This is a genomic window from Neptunomonas qingdaonensis (assembly GCF_900113275.1).
Taxonomy (GTDB): Bacteria; Pseudomonadota; Gammaproteobacteria; order Pseudomonadales; family Balneatricaceae; genus Neptunomonas; species Neptunomonas qingdaonensis.
On record NZ_FOOU01000001.1, the window covers coordinates 19937 to 36846 of the forward strand.

16 protein-coding genes are annotated in these 16910 nt (G+C 44.8%); 4 read left to right on the top strand and 12 right to left on the bottom strand.

All coding sequences use genetic code 11. From position 1 onward, the window contains the following. Positions 1-2 precede the first annotated feature (2 nt). The 12 genes from atpG to BM099_RS00155 form a co-directional block, all read right to left on the bottom strand. Positions 3-866, bottom strand: a complete 864-nt coding sequence (gene atpG / locus BM099_RS00100) for a F0F1 ATP synthase subunit gamma (protein WP_090722831.1) — start codon at positions 864-866, stop codon at positions 3-5. 69 nt (positions 867-935) lie between these two features. After that, a complete protein-coding gene (gene atpA / locus BM099_RS00105) occupies positions 936-2480 on the bottom strand; it encodes a F0F1 ATP synthase subunit alpha (RefSeq protein ID WP_090722833.1) in 1545 nt (514 codons plus the stop codon). A gap of 15 nt (positions 2481-2495) precedes the next feature. Beyond that, the gene (locus BM099_RS00110) at positions 2496-3032 is read right to left on the bottom strand and encodes a F0F1 ATP synthase subunit delta (RefSeq protein ID WP_090722836.1); all 537 of its coding nucleotides are present in this window, start codon (positions 3030-3032) and stop codon (positions 2496-2498) included. A gap of 12 nt (positions 3033-3044) precedes the next feature. Continuing rightward, complete coding sequence (locus BM099_RS00115) at positions 3045-3515, bottom strand: F0F1 ATP synthase subunit B (RefSeq protein WP_090722839.1); 471 nt, start codon at positions 3513-3515, stop codon at positions 3045-3047. 71 nt (positions 3516-3586) lie between these two features. Then, complete coding sequence (gene atpE, locus BM099_RS00120) at positions 3587-3814, bottom strand: F0F1 ATP synthase subunit C (protein ID WP_425319905.1); 228 nt, start codon at positions 3812-3814, stop codon at positions 3587-3589. Positions 3815-3904: 90 nt separating this feature from the next. After that, the gene (gene atpB, locus BM099_RS00125) at positions 3905-4726 is read right to left on the bottom strand and encodes a F0F1 ATP synthase subunit A (protein ID WP_090722848.1); all 822 of its coding nucleotides are present in this window, start codon (positions 4724-4726) and stop codon (positions 3905-3907) included. An 18-nt stretch (positions 4727-4744) separates the two neighbouring features. Next, positions 4745-5149, bottom strand: coding sequence for an ATP synthase subunit I (locus BM099_RS00130; RefSeq protein WP_090722853.1), 405 nt, complete (start codon positions 5147-5149; stop codon positions 4745-4747). Positions 5150-5336: 187 nt separating this feature from the next. Continuing rightward, positions 5337-6221 carry a ParB/RepB/Spo0J family partition protein gene (locus BM099_RS00135; protein ID WP_198064086.1) on the bottom strand — a complete coding sequence of 295 codons (885 nt, stop codon included), beginning with the start codon at positions 6219-6221 and terminating at the stop codon, positions 5337-5339. Next, the gene (locus BM099_RS00140; RefSeq protein WP_090722862.1) at positions 6221-7030 is read right to left on the bottom strand and encodes a ParA family protein; all 810 of its coding nucleotides are present in this window, start codon (positions 7028-7030) and stop codon (positions 6221-6223) included. The genes BM099_RS00135 and BM099_RS00140 overlap by 1 nt, the downstream gene beginning before the upstream one ends. 2 nt (positions 7031-7032) lie before the next feature. Continuing rightward, entirely contained in the window at positions 7033-7662 is a 630-nt protein-coding gene (gene rsmG / locus BM099_RS00145) for a 16S rRNA (guanine(527)-N(7))-methyltransferase RsmG (protein WP_090722866.1), read from the bottom strand. Beyond that, entirely contained in the window at positions 7662-9557 is a 1896-nt protein-coding gene (gene mnmG / locus BM099_RS00150) for a tRNA uridine-5-carboxymethylaminomethyl(34) synthesis enzyme MnmG (RefSeq protein ID WP_090722870.1), read from the bottom strand. The genes rsmG and mnmG overlap by 1 nt, the downstream gene beginning before the upstream one ends. A gap of 695 nt (positions 9558-10252) precedes the next feature. Further along, positions 10253-11854, bottom strand: a complete 1602-nt coding sequence (locus BM099_RS00155; RefSeq protein ID WP_090722873.1) for a GMC family oxidoreductase — start codon at positions 11852-11854, stop codon at positions 10253-10255. Positions 11855-12040: 186 nt separating this feature from the next. On the opposite strand from BM099_RS00155, the gene mtgA reads away from it, so the two are divergent. From mtgA to BM099_RS00175, 4 genes are all read left to right on the top strand, one after another. After that, a complete protein-coding gene (gene mtgA / locus BM099_RS00160) occupies positions 12041-12748 on the top strand; it encodes a monofunctional biosynthetic peptidoglycan transglycosylase (protein ID WP_244889899.1) in 708 nt (235 codons plus the stop codon). 372 nt (positions 12749-13120) lie between these two features. Beyond that, positions 13121-14734, top strand: a complete 1614-nt coding sequence (locus BM099_RS00165; RefSeq protein WP_090722877.1) for an ABC transporter ATP-binding protein — start codon at positions 13121-13123, stop codon at positions 14732-14734. 10 nt (positions 14735-14744) lie between these two features. Beyond that, the gene (locus BM099_RS00170) at positions 14745-15842 is read left to right on the top strand and encodes an ABC transporter permease (RefSeq protein ID WP_090722882.1); all 1098 of its coding nucleotides are present in this window, start codon (positions 14745-14747) and stop codon (positions 15840-15842) included. Then, a complete protein-coding gene (locus BM099_RS00175) occupies positions 15842-16768 on the top strand; it encodes an ABC transporter permease (RefSeq protein ID WP_090722886.1) in 927 nt (308 codons plus the stop codon). Before BM099_RS00170 ends, BM099_RS00175 begins: the two co-directional genes overlap by 1 nt. The last annotated feature ends 142 nt before the right edge of the window (positions 16769-16910 follow it).

Sequence of the window (16910 nt, forward strand, 5' to 3'; positions counted from 1 at the left end):
CATTAAACAGCCGCAGCACCACTTACAATTTCAGAAATTTCCTGAGTAATTGCCGCTTGACGAGCTTTGTTATAAATCATTTGAAGTTCGTCAATCAAATCACCGGCATTGTCAGTTGCACTTTTCATTGCCAGCATTCGCGCGGCCTGTTCACAGGCGTTATTCTCAACTACTGCCTGATACACTTCGGACTCAACATAACGCATAAGAAGGCCATTCAGCAGTTCTTTAGCGTCAGGTTCATAAATATAGTCCCAGTGATTATTCAGCAGCGCCTCATCGTCTTCTGTTTTCAGTGGAAGCACTTGTTCAACCTGCGGGTTCTGCGTCATTGTGTTAACAAAAGTGTTAGCCACAACGTACAGACGATCCAGCTTACCCTCAGAAAAAGAATCCAGCATAACTTTCACAGCACCGATCAGATCCGTTACTTCAGGCTGATCACCCAAATGGGTTTTTGCTGCTACTACATTACCGCCGTAGGTCTTAAAAAAGGAGACTGCTTTAGATCCTAACGCGCAAACGTCAATCTCGACGCCTTTGTCGTTGAACTCTTTCATGCTTAACATGGCTTTCTTAAACGCGTTAACGTTAAGACCACCACAAAGTCCACGGTCAGTTGCTACAATAATATAACCGACACGTTTAACTTCACGTTCCTGCATGTAAAGATGCTTGTATTCAGGATTTGATTTAGACAAATGCTGAATAACACCACGGATACTGCGAGCGTACGGGCGGGAAGAATGCATGCGATCCTGAGCTTTGCGCATTTTTGACGCAGCAACCATTTCCATGGCGCTGGTAATCTTGCGCGTGCTACCGATACTCGCTATTTGCGTCTTAATCTCTTTTCCGACTGCCATAGTTCCGCCTATATAACCTTAACTTAGTAAAGGCCTGCGTAAATTTGCAGGCCACCACTCAACGAGTGCTTACCAAGTCTGAGTTGACTTGAACTTATCAATACCGGCTTTGAACTGTGCAGCGATTTCATCGCTGAAGTTACCGCTCTTATTGATATCTTTCATCAGGTCAGCATTTTCGCTGTTGAAGAAAGAGATCAGCGCAGATTCAAAGCTACCGATTTTGTTAATTTCAACGTCTTTCAGGAAACCTTCGTTTGCTGCGAACAGGCTTAAGCCCATCTCTGCAACAGACATTGGTGAGTACTGTTTCTGCTTCATAAGCTCAGTAACAGCCTGACCGTGTTCCAACTGAGCACGTGTTGCATCATCAAGATCAGATGCGAACTGCGCAAACGCAGCCAATTCACGATACTGAGCCAAAGCCAGACGTACACCACCACCCAACTTCTTGATGATCTTAGTCTGTGCTGCACCACCTACACGGGATACAGACAAACCAGCATTGATCGCCGGACGTACACCTGCGTTAAACAGGCTGCTTTCCAGGAAGATCTGACCATCAGTAATGGAGATAACGTTGGTCGGTACGAAAGCAGAAACGTCACCGCCCTGAGTTTCGATTACCGGCAGAGCAGTTAAAGAACCTGTCTGACCTTTCACTTCACCGTTTGTGAATTTTTCTACGTAATCAGCGTTTACACGAGCAGCACGCTCAAGCAGACGAGAATGCAAGTAGAATACGTCACCAGGATAAGCTTCACGACCCGGAGGACGACGTAACAATAGTGAAATCTGACGGTATGCCCATGCCTGTTTAGTCAGGTCATCGTATACAATCAGTGCATCTTCACCACGGTCACGGAAGTATTCACCCATAGAGCAGCCAGCATAAGGAGCCAGGAACTGCATGGATGCAGGGTCAGCAGCGCCGGCAGCAACAACAATGGTATGATCCATTGCGCCATGCTCTTCCAGCTTACGTACGACGTTTGAAATCGTAGATTGCTTCTGTCCGATAGCTACGTAGACACAGGTTACACCCGTACCTTTCTGGTTGATGATCGCATCAATCGCGATAGCTGTTTTACCGATCTGACGGTCACCGATAATCAACTCACGCTGACCACGGCCTACAGGTACCATCGCATCAATCGCTTTCAAACCTGTTTGTACAGGTTGGTCTACCGATTTACGATCAATTACACCCGGCGCTACTTTTTCAACAGCGTCAGATAATTTAGCTTCAACCGGACCTTTACCGTCGATTGGGTTACCCAGCGCGTCTACAACGCGACCTTTCAGTTCCGGTCCGACCGGTACTTCAAGAATACGGCCGGTACATCGGGCAGTCATGCCCTCGACCAGACCCTGGTAATCACCTAAAACTACAGCACCGACAGAGTCACGCTCAAGGTTGAGCGCCATACCGTAAATACCGCCAGGGAATTCGATCATTTCCCCGTACATTACGTCAGCCAAGCCGTGGATCAAGATGATACCATCGGATACGCTGACTATAGAGCCCTCATTTCGGGCTTCAGAAGACACATCCAGCTTTTCGATGCGCTTCTTGAGAATCTCGCTGATCTCAGATGGATTCAGTTGCTGCATGGTTATTCCTCATACTCAGGAATTCAGTGCTTCAGCTAGTTTCGCCAATCGGGCGCGAACTGAGCCGTCGATTACCAGGTCTTGTGAACGTAGAATAACACCGCCAAGGATTGATTTATCCACGCTAGATGTCAGTGTCACGTCACGATCCAGCTTAGCGCTGAGTGCCTGAGTTAATTTCTGTTGCTGTTGCTCATCCAGTTCATATGCAGTGGTCACATCGACATCGACCGACCTCTGCAAATTCGCTTTGAGCTGCTCGAACTGCGCATTTATTTCCTGGAGTAAACCAAGACGCTGATTAACAGCGAGTAACTGAATGAAATTCTTACCTGGTTCATCCAGATAGTCTTCACAAACCGCTACCATAGCGCTAGCTTTCTGCTTACTCGTCAGCGCAGGATTTCCCAGAACCTTTGCCATTACACTATCACTTGCCACCGTTGCGACAGTTGATAACATTTTTGACCACTGATCCAAATTGCCTTTTTCTTGCGCAAATTCGAATGCAGCTTTCGTATAGGGACGAGCGACTGTATTGAGTTCAGCCATCGTAAACCTCGCTTAAAGCTCCGCTGCTAGTTTATCAACCAGCTGAGCGTGGGCTGCTTGGTCAACCGATTTTTCCAGAATCTTTTCAGCACCGGCAACTACTAATGTAGCTACTTGTTTCCGAAGAGTTTCTTTTGCACGGTTAACATCCTGTTCGATCTCTGCCTGAGCGGCTGTCTTGATGCGTTCTGCTTCAACACGCGCTTGCTCTTTAGCTTCGTCGACTAGCTGACTAGCCCGCTTATTAGCCTGTTCGATGATGGCGGCTGCCTGTTCCTTGCTTTCACGCATATTTTCTACGGCTTTTTCTTGAGCCAGTAACAAATCGCGCTGAGCACGTTCAGCAGCGTCCAGACCTTCAGCAATCTTTTTCTTACGTTCTGCCAGGGCACCTGTAATAGGTGGCCATACATACTTCATGCAAAACATAACAAAGATTGCGAATGCGATGGCCTGACCAATGATGGTTAGATTGATATTCACGCCATTACCTCTCGCAGTTGTTCTAAAAAGTAGTTACCCATATACATGGGAAAGGTTTGCATCTCTACTTATTAGCCTGCAACAGCAAACAGTACATACAGACCCAGACCTACGCCGATCATCGGAACGGCGTCAACAAGACCCATTACGATGAAGAACTGTGTACGCAGAAGCGGAATCAGTTCTGGCTGACGAGCAGCACCTTCAAGGAATTTACCACCAAGGATACCGATACCAACAGCAGCACCTACGGCCCCAAGACCCAACATCAGTGCACCAGCGATATATAGCAAAGCCATTTCCATCAGTTTTTCTCCGATCTAATTGCTAAGTTAAAGTTAAGTTAAGTTTAAGTTTTGAATGAAATCTTTTTATTCAGCGATCACAATTTAGTGCTCTTCATGCGCCATGGCCATATAGACTATCGTCAATACCATGAAGATGAATGCCTGCAATGTAATAACTAGAATGTGGAAAATCGCCCATGGAACAGAAAGAACCCACTGAATCCAGAACGGCAGTAAAGCGATCAGGATAAAGATCATCTCACCTGCATACATGTTACCGAACAGTCGCAATGCCAATGATATTGGTTTTGCGAGTAAGCCAACAATTTCCAGGAATAGGTTGAATGGAAGCATCCATTTACCTAATGGTTGGAAAGCCAGTTCGCCCAGGAAACCACCGAGACCTTTCATCTTGATGCTGTAGTAAAGAATTAATCCGAATACACTCAATGCCATTCCCATAGTGGCGTTGATGTCAGTTGTAGGAACCACTTTCATAAAGTGAATACCCATCTGACCAGCGATATAAGGAATCCAGTCTACTGGTATTAAATCCATTGTATTCATCAGGAAAATCCAGACGAAAATGGTTAATGCCAAAGGCGCAATCAGTGCATTTTTATGATGAAAAATACTGCTGACGTTATCTTCAACAAACTCAATGAGTGTTTCTACAAAGTTTTGTGTGTTACCCGGAACACCTGCCGTAACAGATTTAGCAACTTTGCTAAACAGCCAGGTAAATAACACACCCAGACCGATAGACCACAACATAGTATCAACATTAATTGCCCAGAATCCCATCTCAGCCGCTTCAACTGCCGTCTTAGCAAAACCTAATCCATGTTCTGGATGGCTGCCAAACGTTAAGTTGGTCAAGTGGTGAGATATATATTCTGAGGATGTGACAGTTCCGCTAGCCATTCTCAGTTCTCTCGTTTCTTAAAGTTTCAGGAATCGGTAATTCGCTTTCATCTGCAGATACCAACCGGATACCTGTAGCAGTATAAAAGCGAAAAATAAGGAAAATGGGCTCAAAGGTCGAACCATGATAAAGACAGCTGAAAAAGCCACTATCGATATCGCCATTTTCCATATTTGACCGATATACATTTCTGCCAGTGCTCGATTTGCTGAGCCATGCTGACGGCTGAATAACAATCGCTTTGCAAAATATGCATTGGGTAGTAAGTAAAGCAGACCTCCCAGTAACACTGAGTAGGCTTGAGTCACACCTAACAGTAATGCTATGACGGCCATTACTACTACCACTAAAGCCTGAATCAGAAATATTCTGATCACTCTCTGCCGTGTCGCCTGAGTATGTTTTCCTGGTTTCAGGTTCATCTCTCTTCTTCACATGCAGTCAGACTCTTTCGCACCATTTTGTAGCAATAAATCAAAACAGCGAGCCGATTATATGGGGTTAATCCGTCAGACTCAACATGATAGTAAGGGTTTTGCACTAATGTCTTATCACCAATCATACTTAAGTCCTTAAAACACCCAGTCTGCTGTTAATATATTGATTTAATTACTCTGCGAAATTCTTCAAAATGCTTTCTAGTGCGTCAGGAGAATCATATGCAATGGTGATTTTTCCCTTTCCCTTAGGATTCTGGTTAATAGAAACCTTAGCGGCAAAACGCCGTGACAAATCACTTGATATCTTTTCAAGTTGAGGATCTGCTTGTTTTACCTGACGTAATGGTTTGGCCAGATCTTCTGTTTGCCATTTTCGAACCAATTCTTCCGTCTGGCGAACAGAAAGCGCTTTACCGGCCACTTCCTGTGCTGCTGCTAGCTGCTGATCACTTTCTAGTCCCAGTAAAGCGCGTGCATGCCCCATTTCCAGATCACCGTATTCCAGCATTTTTCGGACATCATCGGTCAGCTTCATCAGACGCAGCAAGTTAGCAACCGTCGATCGTGATTTCCCTACGGCATCGGCTACTTCCTGTTGAGTTAACTCAAATTCATCCTGTAAGCGCTGTAATGCAATCGCTTCCTCCATCGGGTTTAAATCCTCCCGCTGGATATTTTCTATCAGAGCCATCGCTATAGCGGCTTCATCGGCTACATCTTTTACGATGACCGGAATTTCATCAAGGCCCGCCATTTGAGATGCTCTCCAACGACGCTCGCCGGCAATGATTTCATATTTGTCGCCATCAACTGGCCGAATAATGATGGGTTGCATAACACCCTGCACACGGATGGAATTAGCCAGGTCATCAAGTGCAGCTGGTTCCAGATCACGACGTGGCTGATAGCGTCCACGCTGTATTTTATGCACTGACATCAAACGATAGCCATCATTCAGACTTTCTTTACTGACAGCGGAGGTGTTTTCATCTTCATTATTAATGCCAGCGAGTAACGCATCCAGTCCGCGTCCTAGTCCTCTTTTTTTAACCATTATTCTGCTTCCTGTTGCTCGGCTTGCTTAGCATTTTTTAATTCTTGCGCAGTTTTTCTAATCAACTCACCTGCCAATGCCAGATAGGCCACTGAACCACGTGAATTTTTATCATAAAACAAAACAGGTAAACCATGAGAAGGCGCTTCCGCTAACCTTACATTACGCGGAATCACGGTTCGGTAAACTTTATCGCCAAAGTAATCAACCAGATGATTTGATACGTCTTTTGTAAGACTCATGCGCGGATCGAACATAGTGCGTAAAATGCCTTCAATCCGCAGATTAGGATTCAGACGCTGATTGATTTTATCGATTGTTCCGATTAACGCGCTAATTCCTTCAAGCGCATAATATTCACACTGCATCGGAATAATTACGCCGGATGAGGCGGCCAACGCATTAACGGTGAGCAAATTCAGCGACGGCGGATTATCGATCAATATGAAATCATAATCATCTATCACGGGAGCTAATGCTGTTTTCAGACGAAATTCTCTTCGGGGTAATTGCAGTAACTCAACTTCCGCCGCCGTCAGATCACCATTTGAACCAATAATATCGTAGCCTACTTTTGGATTTTTGATGATCGCTTCTATGGCTGTTGATTGCCCTGTTAAAAGCTCATAAGCAGAATGTTGTAAATCGTGTTTATCAACACCGCTGCCCATCGTCGCATTGCCTTGTGGGTCGAGATCAACCATCAGCACGCGTTTTTTTGTTGCCGCCAGCGATGCGGACAGATTGACACAGGTAGTGGTTTTTCCAACACCACCTTTCTGATTGGTTATCGTCAGGATCTTAGCCACTATTACCCTCTCCCAATAACCATCAAATGCCGTGCGCCTTGCGTGCCCGGAACGTTAAGAGAATGACTGTTTTTTAATACAAAACCAGCGGGTAATTGCGTTAACTCATCTTCAGGATAGAGTCCCTTCATTGCAAGAAAAACCCCTTCTTGTCGGCACAACTGATGTGTCCAGTTAATCATATCCGCTATAGACGCAAAAGCACGCGATACCACTTGATCAAAAGGTTCATCGACACAGGCTTCTGCACGACCATTGATCACAGTCAGGTTACTCAATCCTAACTCAACCTTTACCTGATTCTGAAAGCGCGTTTTTTTACCATTACTATCGAGTGTTGTAACGTCAATATCCGGACGACAAATAGCCAAAGGAATACCCGGCAAACCAGCACCACTGCCTACATCAATAATTCGAGGCCCTTTGATAAAGGGTAATAAGCTTAAGCTATCCAGCAGATGTCGCGAAACCATCTCAACCGGATCCTTTACCGCCGTTAAATTATAAGCTTTATTCCATTTTACCAGCAGCTGAAGATACGCCATCAATGTATCCAGCTGGTTATCGGTTAGCGCAAGCGCCATCTTATCCGATTGTTTTACCAGTAAAGCTCGCTGTTGTGTCACATCCATTAACCGGTTGCCTTTTGTTGCTTTTTGATCATCTGTTGTTTTTTAAGATGCACCAGTAACAATGATATTGCTGCAGGCGTCATTCCCTGAATTCGGGAAGCCTGAGCTATTGTTACCGGGCGTTGCTGCTGTAACTTACTTTTTAGTTCGTTTGACAGCCCACCGATCACTTCATAATCAAAGTTGTCAGGAAGCGCTGTATTCTCTTGCTGTTTAACTCGTTGAATATCATCAATCTGACGGTTGATATAGCCTTCATATTTGAATTGAATCTCAACCTGCTCTGCCACCAGCGGATCACTTACCGCTTCTCCTTTTAATTCAGCAACATCAGCATAATTCAGTTCAGGACGACGAATCAGATCTGCAAGATTATATTCGCGTTGCATAGCAGAAGAGAGCTTATCTTTAATTTTTTCAGCCGCGTCGGTTCCTGGTTGAATCCAGGTACTACTCAAGCGCTGTTTTTCCTGCTCAATCGCTTCACGTTTTTTACAAAAAGCAGTCCAGCGCTCATCGCTTACTAAGCCAAGTTCACGGCCTTTTTCTGTTAAACGTAAATCCGCATTATCTTCCCGAAGAATCAGACGGTATTCTGCCCTGCTGGTAAACATCCGATAAGGCTCTGATGTTCCCATGGTTATCAGGTCATCAACCAGAACACCGATATAGGCTTCATCACGTCGCGGATACCACTGCTCTTTGTCTAACGCTTGCGCTGCTGCGTTATATCCTGCTAACAGACCTTGTGCTGCCGCTTCTTCATAACCGGTTGTTCCGTTGATCTGCCCAGCAAAATAGAGTCCCTGAATAAATTTGGTTTCCAGCGTATGTTTCAGGTCTTGCGGATTGAAGAAATCATACTCAATCGCATAACCAGGCCGCAGAATATGAGCATTTTCAAAACCTAAAATAGATCTGACAGCGGCTAATTGAATATCAAATGGCAAACTGGTTGATATGCCATTCGGATAGAGTTCGTTGGTTGTTAAGCCCTCTGGTTCAACAAAAATCTGATGCTGATTTTTATCAGCAAAACGCATGATTTTATCTTCAATTGACGGGCAATAACGAGGACCTACACCTTCGATAACGCCGGTGTACATTGGTGAACGATCTAAACCGGTGCGCAGAATATCATGAGTGCGTTCATTAGTATGCGTAATGTAACAGCTGATCTGTTCGGGGTGATCACTCAACGATCCCATGAATGACATTACAGGTCTGGGAGTATCACCAGGCTGAGCTTGCATCACAGAAAAATTAACACTGCGCGCATCAATACGCGGAGGTGTTCCTGTTTTCAGACGTTCTACACGAAATGGAAGTTCTCTTAAGCGTTTTGCTAAGGCAATAGAGGGTGGATCGCCCGCTCGACCACCAGAAAAATTCTCTAACCCGATATGGATAACTCCACCGAGAAAAGTGCCCGCTGTCAGAACTACAGATGGGGCAAAAAATCGAATACCTGTTTGCGTCACCACACCTTTCACTGTGTCCTGTTCGACAATCAGATCATCTGCGGCTTGTTGAAAAATATGCAAGTTAGGTTGATTTTCGAGAATAGAACGTATGGCTGCTTTGTAAAGAATTCTGTCAGCTTGAGCACGTGTTGCTCGCACAGCAGGTCCTTTCCTTGAATTCAAAACCCGGAACTGAATACCAGCCTTGTCTGTCGCGCGAGCCATTGCCCCATCCAGCGCATCAATTTCTTTAACCAGATGGCTTTTTCCAATACCACCAATCGCTGGATTACATGACATCTGCCCGAGCGTTTCAATGTTATGTGTCAACAACAGAGTTTTAGCACCCATACGTGCAGAAGTTAACGCTGCTTCAGTTCCAGCATGCCCTCCACCAATAACAATGACATCAAAACGATCTGGATAGTCCAATGCTCTTACCTCGATATAACGCAGATTACTCAACTGTTTTTATGAAACAGATTTGATAGGGGACGCATTATACATTCTAAAACGATGGAAGGAATGTTTAAAAATTGATCAATTTGTTAATTGTTTTTGTTTTTAGTTAATAAAGATAAAGAGTATATGAATATATATATAAGATTATTATTGTTGTTATTATTAAGCAGCTACTTTTCTGTTCTTAACACTTTTTTTATCAATAAAAACAATAAGATAAAAGACATCAAACTGGGTACGGAAACTGTCAGATACCTCTGTCCTGTGGGTATATAAGGTGTGCATAAAACAGCTGGTTATCCACAGGTAGGTTTACCCACACCTCTCACCTCACTATATCCCCTGATTTACACAGTAGTTATCAACATATACATAAATAGTGAATAACGATTGAATAATTCAGCCGCTGATTGTGGGTAAATCTGTGTAAAGTGTTAATAACATTGTAAATGGAGTTTTTTAAATTACTTAGAAAGAGGGATGGTTTAAAACTACTAACAGTGGATAAGTCCTTAATAGTTTTGTTTTATCTATTTAAAACAATAGCTTGTGTGTGTATATAAAAACAATTGTAGATAACTTTTGTGTAAAGAAATGTGAGTAACTGGCTCATAAGGCAGGCAGATCAGCCTGTGGAAAGGCTGATCTGTGGAAAATAAAATGAATTATTTTTTCAAAATCATCGCTGCAGCCTTCTCTGCGATCATAATTGTGGGTGAATTAGTATTTCCAGAGGTAATTGACGGCATAATAGAGGCATCAACGACTCGAAGTTGATCTATTCCGTGGACTTTCAGCTGCTCATCTACAACCGACATAGCGTCATTTCCCATTTTGCAGGTGCCTACAGGATGAAAAATAGTCGTGGCTATATCTCCCGCGGCTTTAATCAGCTCGTCATCAGTATTGATCGTAATACCCGGTTTAAACTCTTCGGGAGCATACTTTTTAAAAGCGTCTGCCTGACAGATACGACGGCTAAGCTTTAAGGCATCTGCGGCAACCTGTTGATCTTCTTGATGGCTAAGATAGTTGGGTGTGATTATTGGGGCAGAATAAGGATCTTTAGCGCTTAATCTGACATGTCCCCGGCTTTTAGGTCTGAGGTTGCAAACAGAAACCGTAATAGCGGGAAATGCATGGAGTGGATCGCCGAGCTTATCGCAACTCAGTGGTTGAATATGGTATTCAAGATTTGCAGTAGTATAGGAGTCGTTACTCTTAGCAAATCCTCCTAACTGGCTCGGGGCCATCGAAAGAGGTCCTCGTCTGAAAAACGCATAATCAAATGCCATTTTAGCTTTGCCTAACAGGCTATTGGCCTGTTCGTTTAACGTGTGGGTGTTTTTTACTTTAAACACAGCCCTGACTTGTAAGTGATCCTGAAGGTTTTCGCCAACGCCCGGTAGTTCATGGGTAAGCTCAATATCGTGCTGTTTTAAGAGTTCGGCATTCCCAATACCCGAACGCTGCAAAATGATGGGTGAGATGACCGCTCCTGCTGACAATATCACTTCTTTATTGCTGCGCGCGTAGCTTGGTACGCCGTTAAGATCAAAAGCTACACCTATAACCTGTTTGTTTTTAATATGCAGACGATCAACATGCGCATGGGTAAGAATAGTTAAATTAGGTCGGTCTTTAATAGGATGAAGAAAGCCGGTGGCGGCGGACCAGCGACGCCCATTTTTCTGGTTCACCTGGAAGTAACTGAAACCTTCATTATCACCACCATTAAAATCATCAATTGAAGGAATACCTGATTGTGCAGCCGCTTCCCTGAAGCTATCCAGTACTTCCCACGAGAGGCGCTGCTCTTCTACCCGCCATTCGCCCCCCGCTCCATGCAGTGCTGATGTGCCAGCAAAGTGATCTTCTGATTTTTTAAAATAAGGAAGTACGTCGTCCCAACTCCATCCTTGATTGCCGGCCGCTGCCCACTGATCATAATCTTGTTGTTGGCCTCGCATATAGATCATGCCATTGATGGAGGAGCATCCCCCCAGCACTTTTCCACGAGGATAGTTCAGAGCGCGGCCATTTAATCCGGCATCGGCCTGTGTCTTAAAGCACCAATCAGTTTTCGGGTTGTTCATGGTGTATATATAGCCGATGGGAATATGAATCCAGGGGTAGCTGTCTTTGCCACCCGCCTCTAATAAAAGGACTTTATTTTTTGGATCGGCTGAGAGTCTGTTTGCTAACACACAACCAGCGGAACCTGCGCCGATAATAATGTAATCAGCCTGAAATTCGCACGGATGCATAACGTCTCCCTGTAAAACTCTATCGTTTAACGAACGAAGAGCTGTTATTTTCTTGTTATTAGATAGAATCTCTTTTTAACAAGTAATAACCAATTAAAAAAGTATAAATAGGCGTTTTATGCCTGTGTGTGATTAAAGTTTAAGGGGTTTTTGATGTTGAAATTTTCTTCTTTGGGAGCATCCTGAGTGGCTAAAAAATCTATGCTACGGTCGTTTATACAGCGTGTGCTTTTAACATTTCTATTGGTATGTTTATTTTTTTTGGGAATGATTGGTTTATTGCGTTTTGTTAATCCGCCAACATCCGCTTTTATGGTTATTGATCAGTGGCAGCATCCGCAACGTGAGGTACGCCATACATGGGTTGATCTTGAAAATATCTCTGCGTGGATGCCTCTAGCGGTGATTGCCAGTGAAGATCAGACCTTTCTTCACCATTGGGGATTGGATATTAAAGGAATTATGACGGTCGTTAAGGACTATCGAAAAGGTAACGCTTTACGCGGAGCCAGTACCATTTCACAACAGACTGCAAAAAACCTGTTTCTGTGGAACGGCCGTCAGTTTGTACGCAAAATATTCGAAGCCGGTTTAACATTGGGGCTGGAAGGTTTGTGGTCTAAGCGCAGAATTATGGAAGTTTATCTGAACATTGCTGAATTTGGTGAAGGTATCTACGGAGTTGAAGCCGCTAGCCGGCATTTCTTTGGTGTGAATGCACGTCAGCTTAGCCAGGTACAGGCGGCTCGGTTAGCGGCTGTATTACCTAACCCTAAGCGCTTTAATGCAGGACGTCCGACGGCTTATATAGCGCAGCGGGTGACATGGATTTCCAGGCAGATGCGTCAATTAGGAGGAACGGCCTATATAAATCCATTAATGAAAAAGGATTAACCCCAGGCATGGATCAGATGTAAAAAGAGCATTAATAAACGCATCCAATCATGTTGCTAAGGATCCATAACGGCTGCTCCTTAGCAGATCGCTAACATGATAAAATGCCTAATTGTGCTGCAATTTCATCATTAACATTTTCATGCTAATCGATTATAAATAAATTTACTTCGTTGCTTTTTTCATATTATTTTAATTTATCGATAGTATTTCAGATAGCTACCTGAGATAAAATATGTATCTGAGTTATTCAAAAAACTGTCTTATTAGTCAGGTCTTTCATAAATTCTGCCATTATGTATAAAAAATCAGTCTATAGCTAATGAGCCCAGAGACATTACAGTAAGTTCGATTCGTTAAATGAGGGCACAGATGAATACTCCTACAGTCAGCTCTAATCCGGATCGGCCAAAGCGGTTGGTCATGCAAGGTATCACTAAGCAATATCCGGGGTGTCTTGCTAATGACAGCGTTGATCTGGACATCGGTGTAGGAGAGATCCATGCCCTGCTAGGTGAAAACGGTGCCGGTAAAAGTACTCTGATGAAGATTATCTACGGTGTAGTGAAGCCCGATGCCGGACAATTAATCTGGGAAGGAGAGACGATTCGGATTAAAGATCCTGCGCATGCTCGAAAACTCGGTATTGGCATGGTTTTTCAGCACTTTTCATTATTCGAAACCCTGACCGTTACTGAGAATATCGCATTGGCGTTGGGCAATGAAGCCGACGATATGAAAGCCCTGGCTGAAAAAATTCGCAGCGTATCAGCGCGTTATGGTATGGCGTTGAATCCGCAGCGCTACGTACATTCACTTTCGGTGGGAGAAAGGCAACGGGTTGAGATAGTGCGTTGTTTGGTACAGGATATTCGCTTGTTGATTCTGGATGAGCCGACCTCAGTTTTAACGCCACAGGAAGTCGATACACTGTTTATCACGCTGCGCCGTTTGGCAGAGGAAGGTTGTAGTATTTTGTTTATCAGCCATAAATTAAATGAAGTCAAAGCCTTATGTCATCGCGCGACGGTATTGCGTGCCGGGCGGGTATCGGGAGCTTGTATACCCACGGAGGAAGATGCATCCAGTATGGCACGCATGATGGTGGGGGATGAAACCCCTATTAGCATGGATTATGACAAAGTGCAGGGACAGGCGGTTTTTTTACAGGTGCGTGGCTTGAATCAACGCAGTGATGACCCATTTGGTGTTGATCTGAAAAACATTAATCTGGATGTACATGCGGGTGAAATTGTCGGCATTGCAGGTGTGGCTGGTAATGGTCAGGAAGAATTACTGGCGGCACTGAGTGGTGAAGATATCATCAAAAATCATGATGCTATCCACTTCCCCTGTGGCCCCGTCGGGCATTTATGCCCGGAAAAACGCCGTCGTAAAGGACTCGCCTTCGTGCCTGAAGAGCGTTTAGGTCGCGGTGCAGTGCCCGATATGAGTTTGAAAGATAATGCACTGCTGACAGGCTTTCTAACAGGTTTGATTAAAAATGGCATGATCGACCATGAGGGTACAGAAAGTTTTGCGAAAAAAATTATTAAACAGTTCAAAGTGAAGACGCCTGATAGTGGTACGCATGCCAAAAGCCTATCGGGCGGTAATCTGCAAAAGTTCATTATTGGTCGCGAGATCATGCAGAATCCGCAATTATTAGTCGCAGCACATCCTACCTGGGGAGTTGATATCGGTGCTGCCACAGCGATTCATCAGGCTTTAATCGATTTGCGGGATCAGGGGGCCGCAATATTGATTGTCTCAGAAGATATCGATGAGCTTTTTTTAATCTCTGATCGACTTTGCGCTATTTGTGATGGTGCTCTTTCACCGATTAAACCTACACCGCAGGTGACATTAGAAGAGGTCGGACGCTGGATGGCAGGCATGTTTGATGAACTACTCCCTGATGAAAAAACGCCTGAGGCGAACATCGTTTCGCTACAATCGACGGCAGCAGCCGTAAAAACTCATTAAGGAGTGCCAGATGTTTCTTAAACTCGTACCTCGCGCCGAGCACTCCCGTAAAATGGCCTATTTATCACCTTTGTTAGCCGGTGTTCTTACTCTGATTACCGGGGGCGTGTTTTTTTATTTGCAGGGACATGATCCTTTCTTTGCTTTAAAAACCATGCTCTATACGCCGATTTCAGATACCTATGGTTTAGCTGAGTTATGCGTTAAAACGACACCTATTTTGCTCTGCGCGATTGGACTTGCGATCGTATTTAAGGCGCAGGTGTGGAATATCGGTGCTGAAGGACAGCTATTGATCGGTGGACTCGCTGCCAGCGCGTTAGCGGTCAATATTATCGAAGTGGAGGCTGCGTGGGCTATGCCGGCAGTGATGCTGGCGGGAATTGCGGGTGGTGCATTATGGGCGCTGTTGGCGGCTTGGCTAAAAACCCACTTTAACGCGAATGAAATTCTGACAACCATCATGTTTAACTATATTGCGCTGAACTTGCTGATTTTTTCGGTGCATGGGCCATTGAAAGACCCCGATGGCTACAACTTTCCAGAATCAGCGATGTTTGGGGACGCTTCCTTGTTGCCGATTTTAGTAGAGGATACGCGCGTGCACGCGGGTATATTGTTTGCTTTGTTGGCAGTCGTGATTATCTGGGTTTTGTTAGCCCGTAGCTTTATAGGGTTTCAAATAAAAGTATTGGGGCTGGATGCCAGTGCTGCGAGGCTAGCCGGTTTTAAAGATAAAAAACTCGTCTGGATAACGATGCTAATTAGCGGCGGATTGGCAGGGCTTGCCGGTGCCGGTGAGGTAGCAGGCCCAATAGGACAACTAGTACCGCAGATATCCCCGGGCTATGGCTATGCCGCTATCATTGTGGCTTTTTTAGGACGCTTGCACCCTGTCGGTATTTTATTTGCCAGCCTATTAATGGCCCTCATTTATATGGGGGGAGAAATGGCGCAGATTGAATTGAATATGCCGCTGGCTATCACCGGTTTGTTTCAGGGAATGCTGCTGTTTTACCTCCTCGCCTGTGATGTCTTGATTGGTTATAAAATTAAATTTCCCTGGTCAGGTATGGATACAGTGACAAGCCGTGCGGAGCAACATTAATGGATATTGATCTGATTACGAATATTCTCTACGCCATGATACGTACCGGGACTCCGTTGCTGATTGTGGCGCTGGGTGAAATGGTATGTGAAAAAAGCGGCGTGTTAAATTTAGGTCAGGAAGGCATGATGCTGATGGGTGCTGTGGCTGGGTTTATAGCAACATGGTTAACGGGTAATCTATTCTTTGGCTTTTTGATGGCGATCGTTGCCGGTGTGCTGATGTCGCAATTATTTGCCATGATTGCACTGGGGCTTAATGCCAATCAAGTTGCAACGGGCCTGGCGTTGACCATCTTTGGAACAGGGTTATCGGCTTTTATCGGTTCAGGCTTTGTCGGTAATCCCATTGAAGGGTTAGACGTGATCGCTATCCCCTTCCTCAGCGAAATCCCGGTGATCGGCAAAATGCTGTTTGCTCAGGATCTGATCGTTTACCTGTCTTTTGTCTTATTTGGCGTGATCTTTTGGTTTTTCCGATCGAGTCGCACCGGCTTAATTGTCAAAGCAGTCGGCGAGAATCCACATGCCGCTAACGCCATCGGTTTACCGGTTATGCGCACCCGTTATTTAGCGGTGGCTTTTGGTGGTGCCATGGCGGGTTTAGCGGGCGGTTATCTGTCTCTGGCCTATACCCCTTTATGGGCTGAAAACATGACCTCCGGACGTGGTTGGATTGCATTAGCTTTGGTTGTATTTGCGAGCTGGCGTACAGAAAGAATACTGCTGGGGGCTTATCTGTTTGGTCTAGCGAGTATTTTGCACCTGGTAGCACAGGGACTTGGGTTTGCTGTATCACCTAACCTGCTAGCGATGCTGCCTTATATTGCTACGGTACTGGTGCTGGTGATGATGTCGCGTAATCAGGGGCAAAGTAAAATGTATGCGCCGATCTCTTTGGGCAAACCCTTTCATGCGGGAACGTAACGTAGGCAGAGCCAGGGAGCGTAAATCAGGGAATGTAATAATGTGCGTCCAGATACACAGGAAGTGCTAGTAATCGACGAATAAACATTCTGCTTAAAATGTTTGGTGTGTGCTCGGTTGATTATATTGAGCGAGGCTGGTT

Bases quoted from the DNA above. Each gene is read 5' to 3' on its own strand.
- atpG (WP_090722831.1), bottom strand. From the start codon at position 866: ATGGCAGTCGGAAAAGAGATTAAGACGCAAATAGCGAGTATCGGTAGC.
- atpA (WP_090722833.1), bottom strand. From the start codon at position 2,480: ATGCAGCAACTGAATCCATCTGAGATCAGCGAGATTCTCAAGAAGCGC.
- BM099_RS00110 (WP_090722836.1), bottom strand. From the start codon at position 3,032: ATGGCTGAACTCAATACAGTCGCTCGTCCCTATACGAAAGCTGCATTC.
- atpE (WP_425319905.1), bottom strand. From the start codon at position 3,814: ATGGCTTTGCTATATATCGCTGGTGCACTGATGTTGGGTCTTGGGGCC.
- atpB (WP_090722848.1), bottom strand. From the start codon at position 4,726: ATGGCTAGCGGAACTGTCACATCCTCAGAATATATATCTCACCACTTG.
- BM099_RS00130 (WP_090722853.1), bottom strand. From the start codon at position 5,149: ATGAACCTGAAACCAGGAAAACATACTCAGGCGACACGGCAGAGAGTG.
- BM099_RS00135 (WP_198064086.1), bottom strand. From the start codon at position 6,221: ATGGTTAAAAAAAGAGGACTAGGACGCGGACTGGATGCGTTACTCGCT.
- rsmG (WP_090722866.1), bottom strand. From the start codon at position 7,662: ATGGATGTGACACAACAGCGAGCTTTACTGGTAAAACAATCGGATAAG.
- BM099_RS00155 (WP_090722873.1), bottom strand. From the start codon at position 11,854: ATGCATCCGTGCGAATTTCAGGCTGATTACATTATTATCGGCGCAGGT.
- BM099_RS00165 (WP_090722877.1), top strand. From the start codon at position 13,121: ATGAATACTCCTACAGTCAGCTCTAATCCGGATCGGCCAAAGCGGTTG.
- BM099_RS00170 (WP_090722882.1), top strand. From the start codon at position 14,745: ATGTTTCTTAAACTCGTACCTCGCGCCGAGCACTCCCGTAAAATGGCC.
- BM099_RS00175 (WP_090722886.1), top strand. From the start codon at position 15,842: ATGGATATTGATCTGATTACGAATATTCTCTACGCCATGATACGTACC.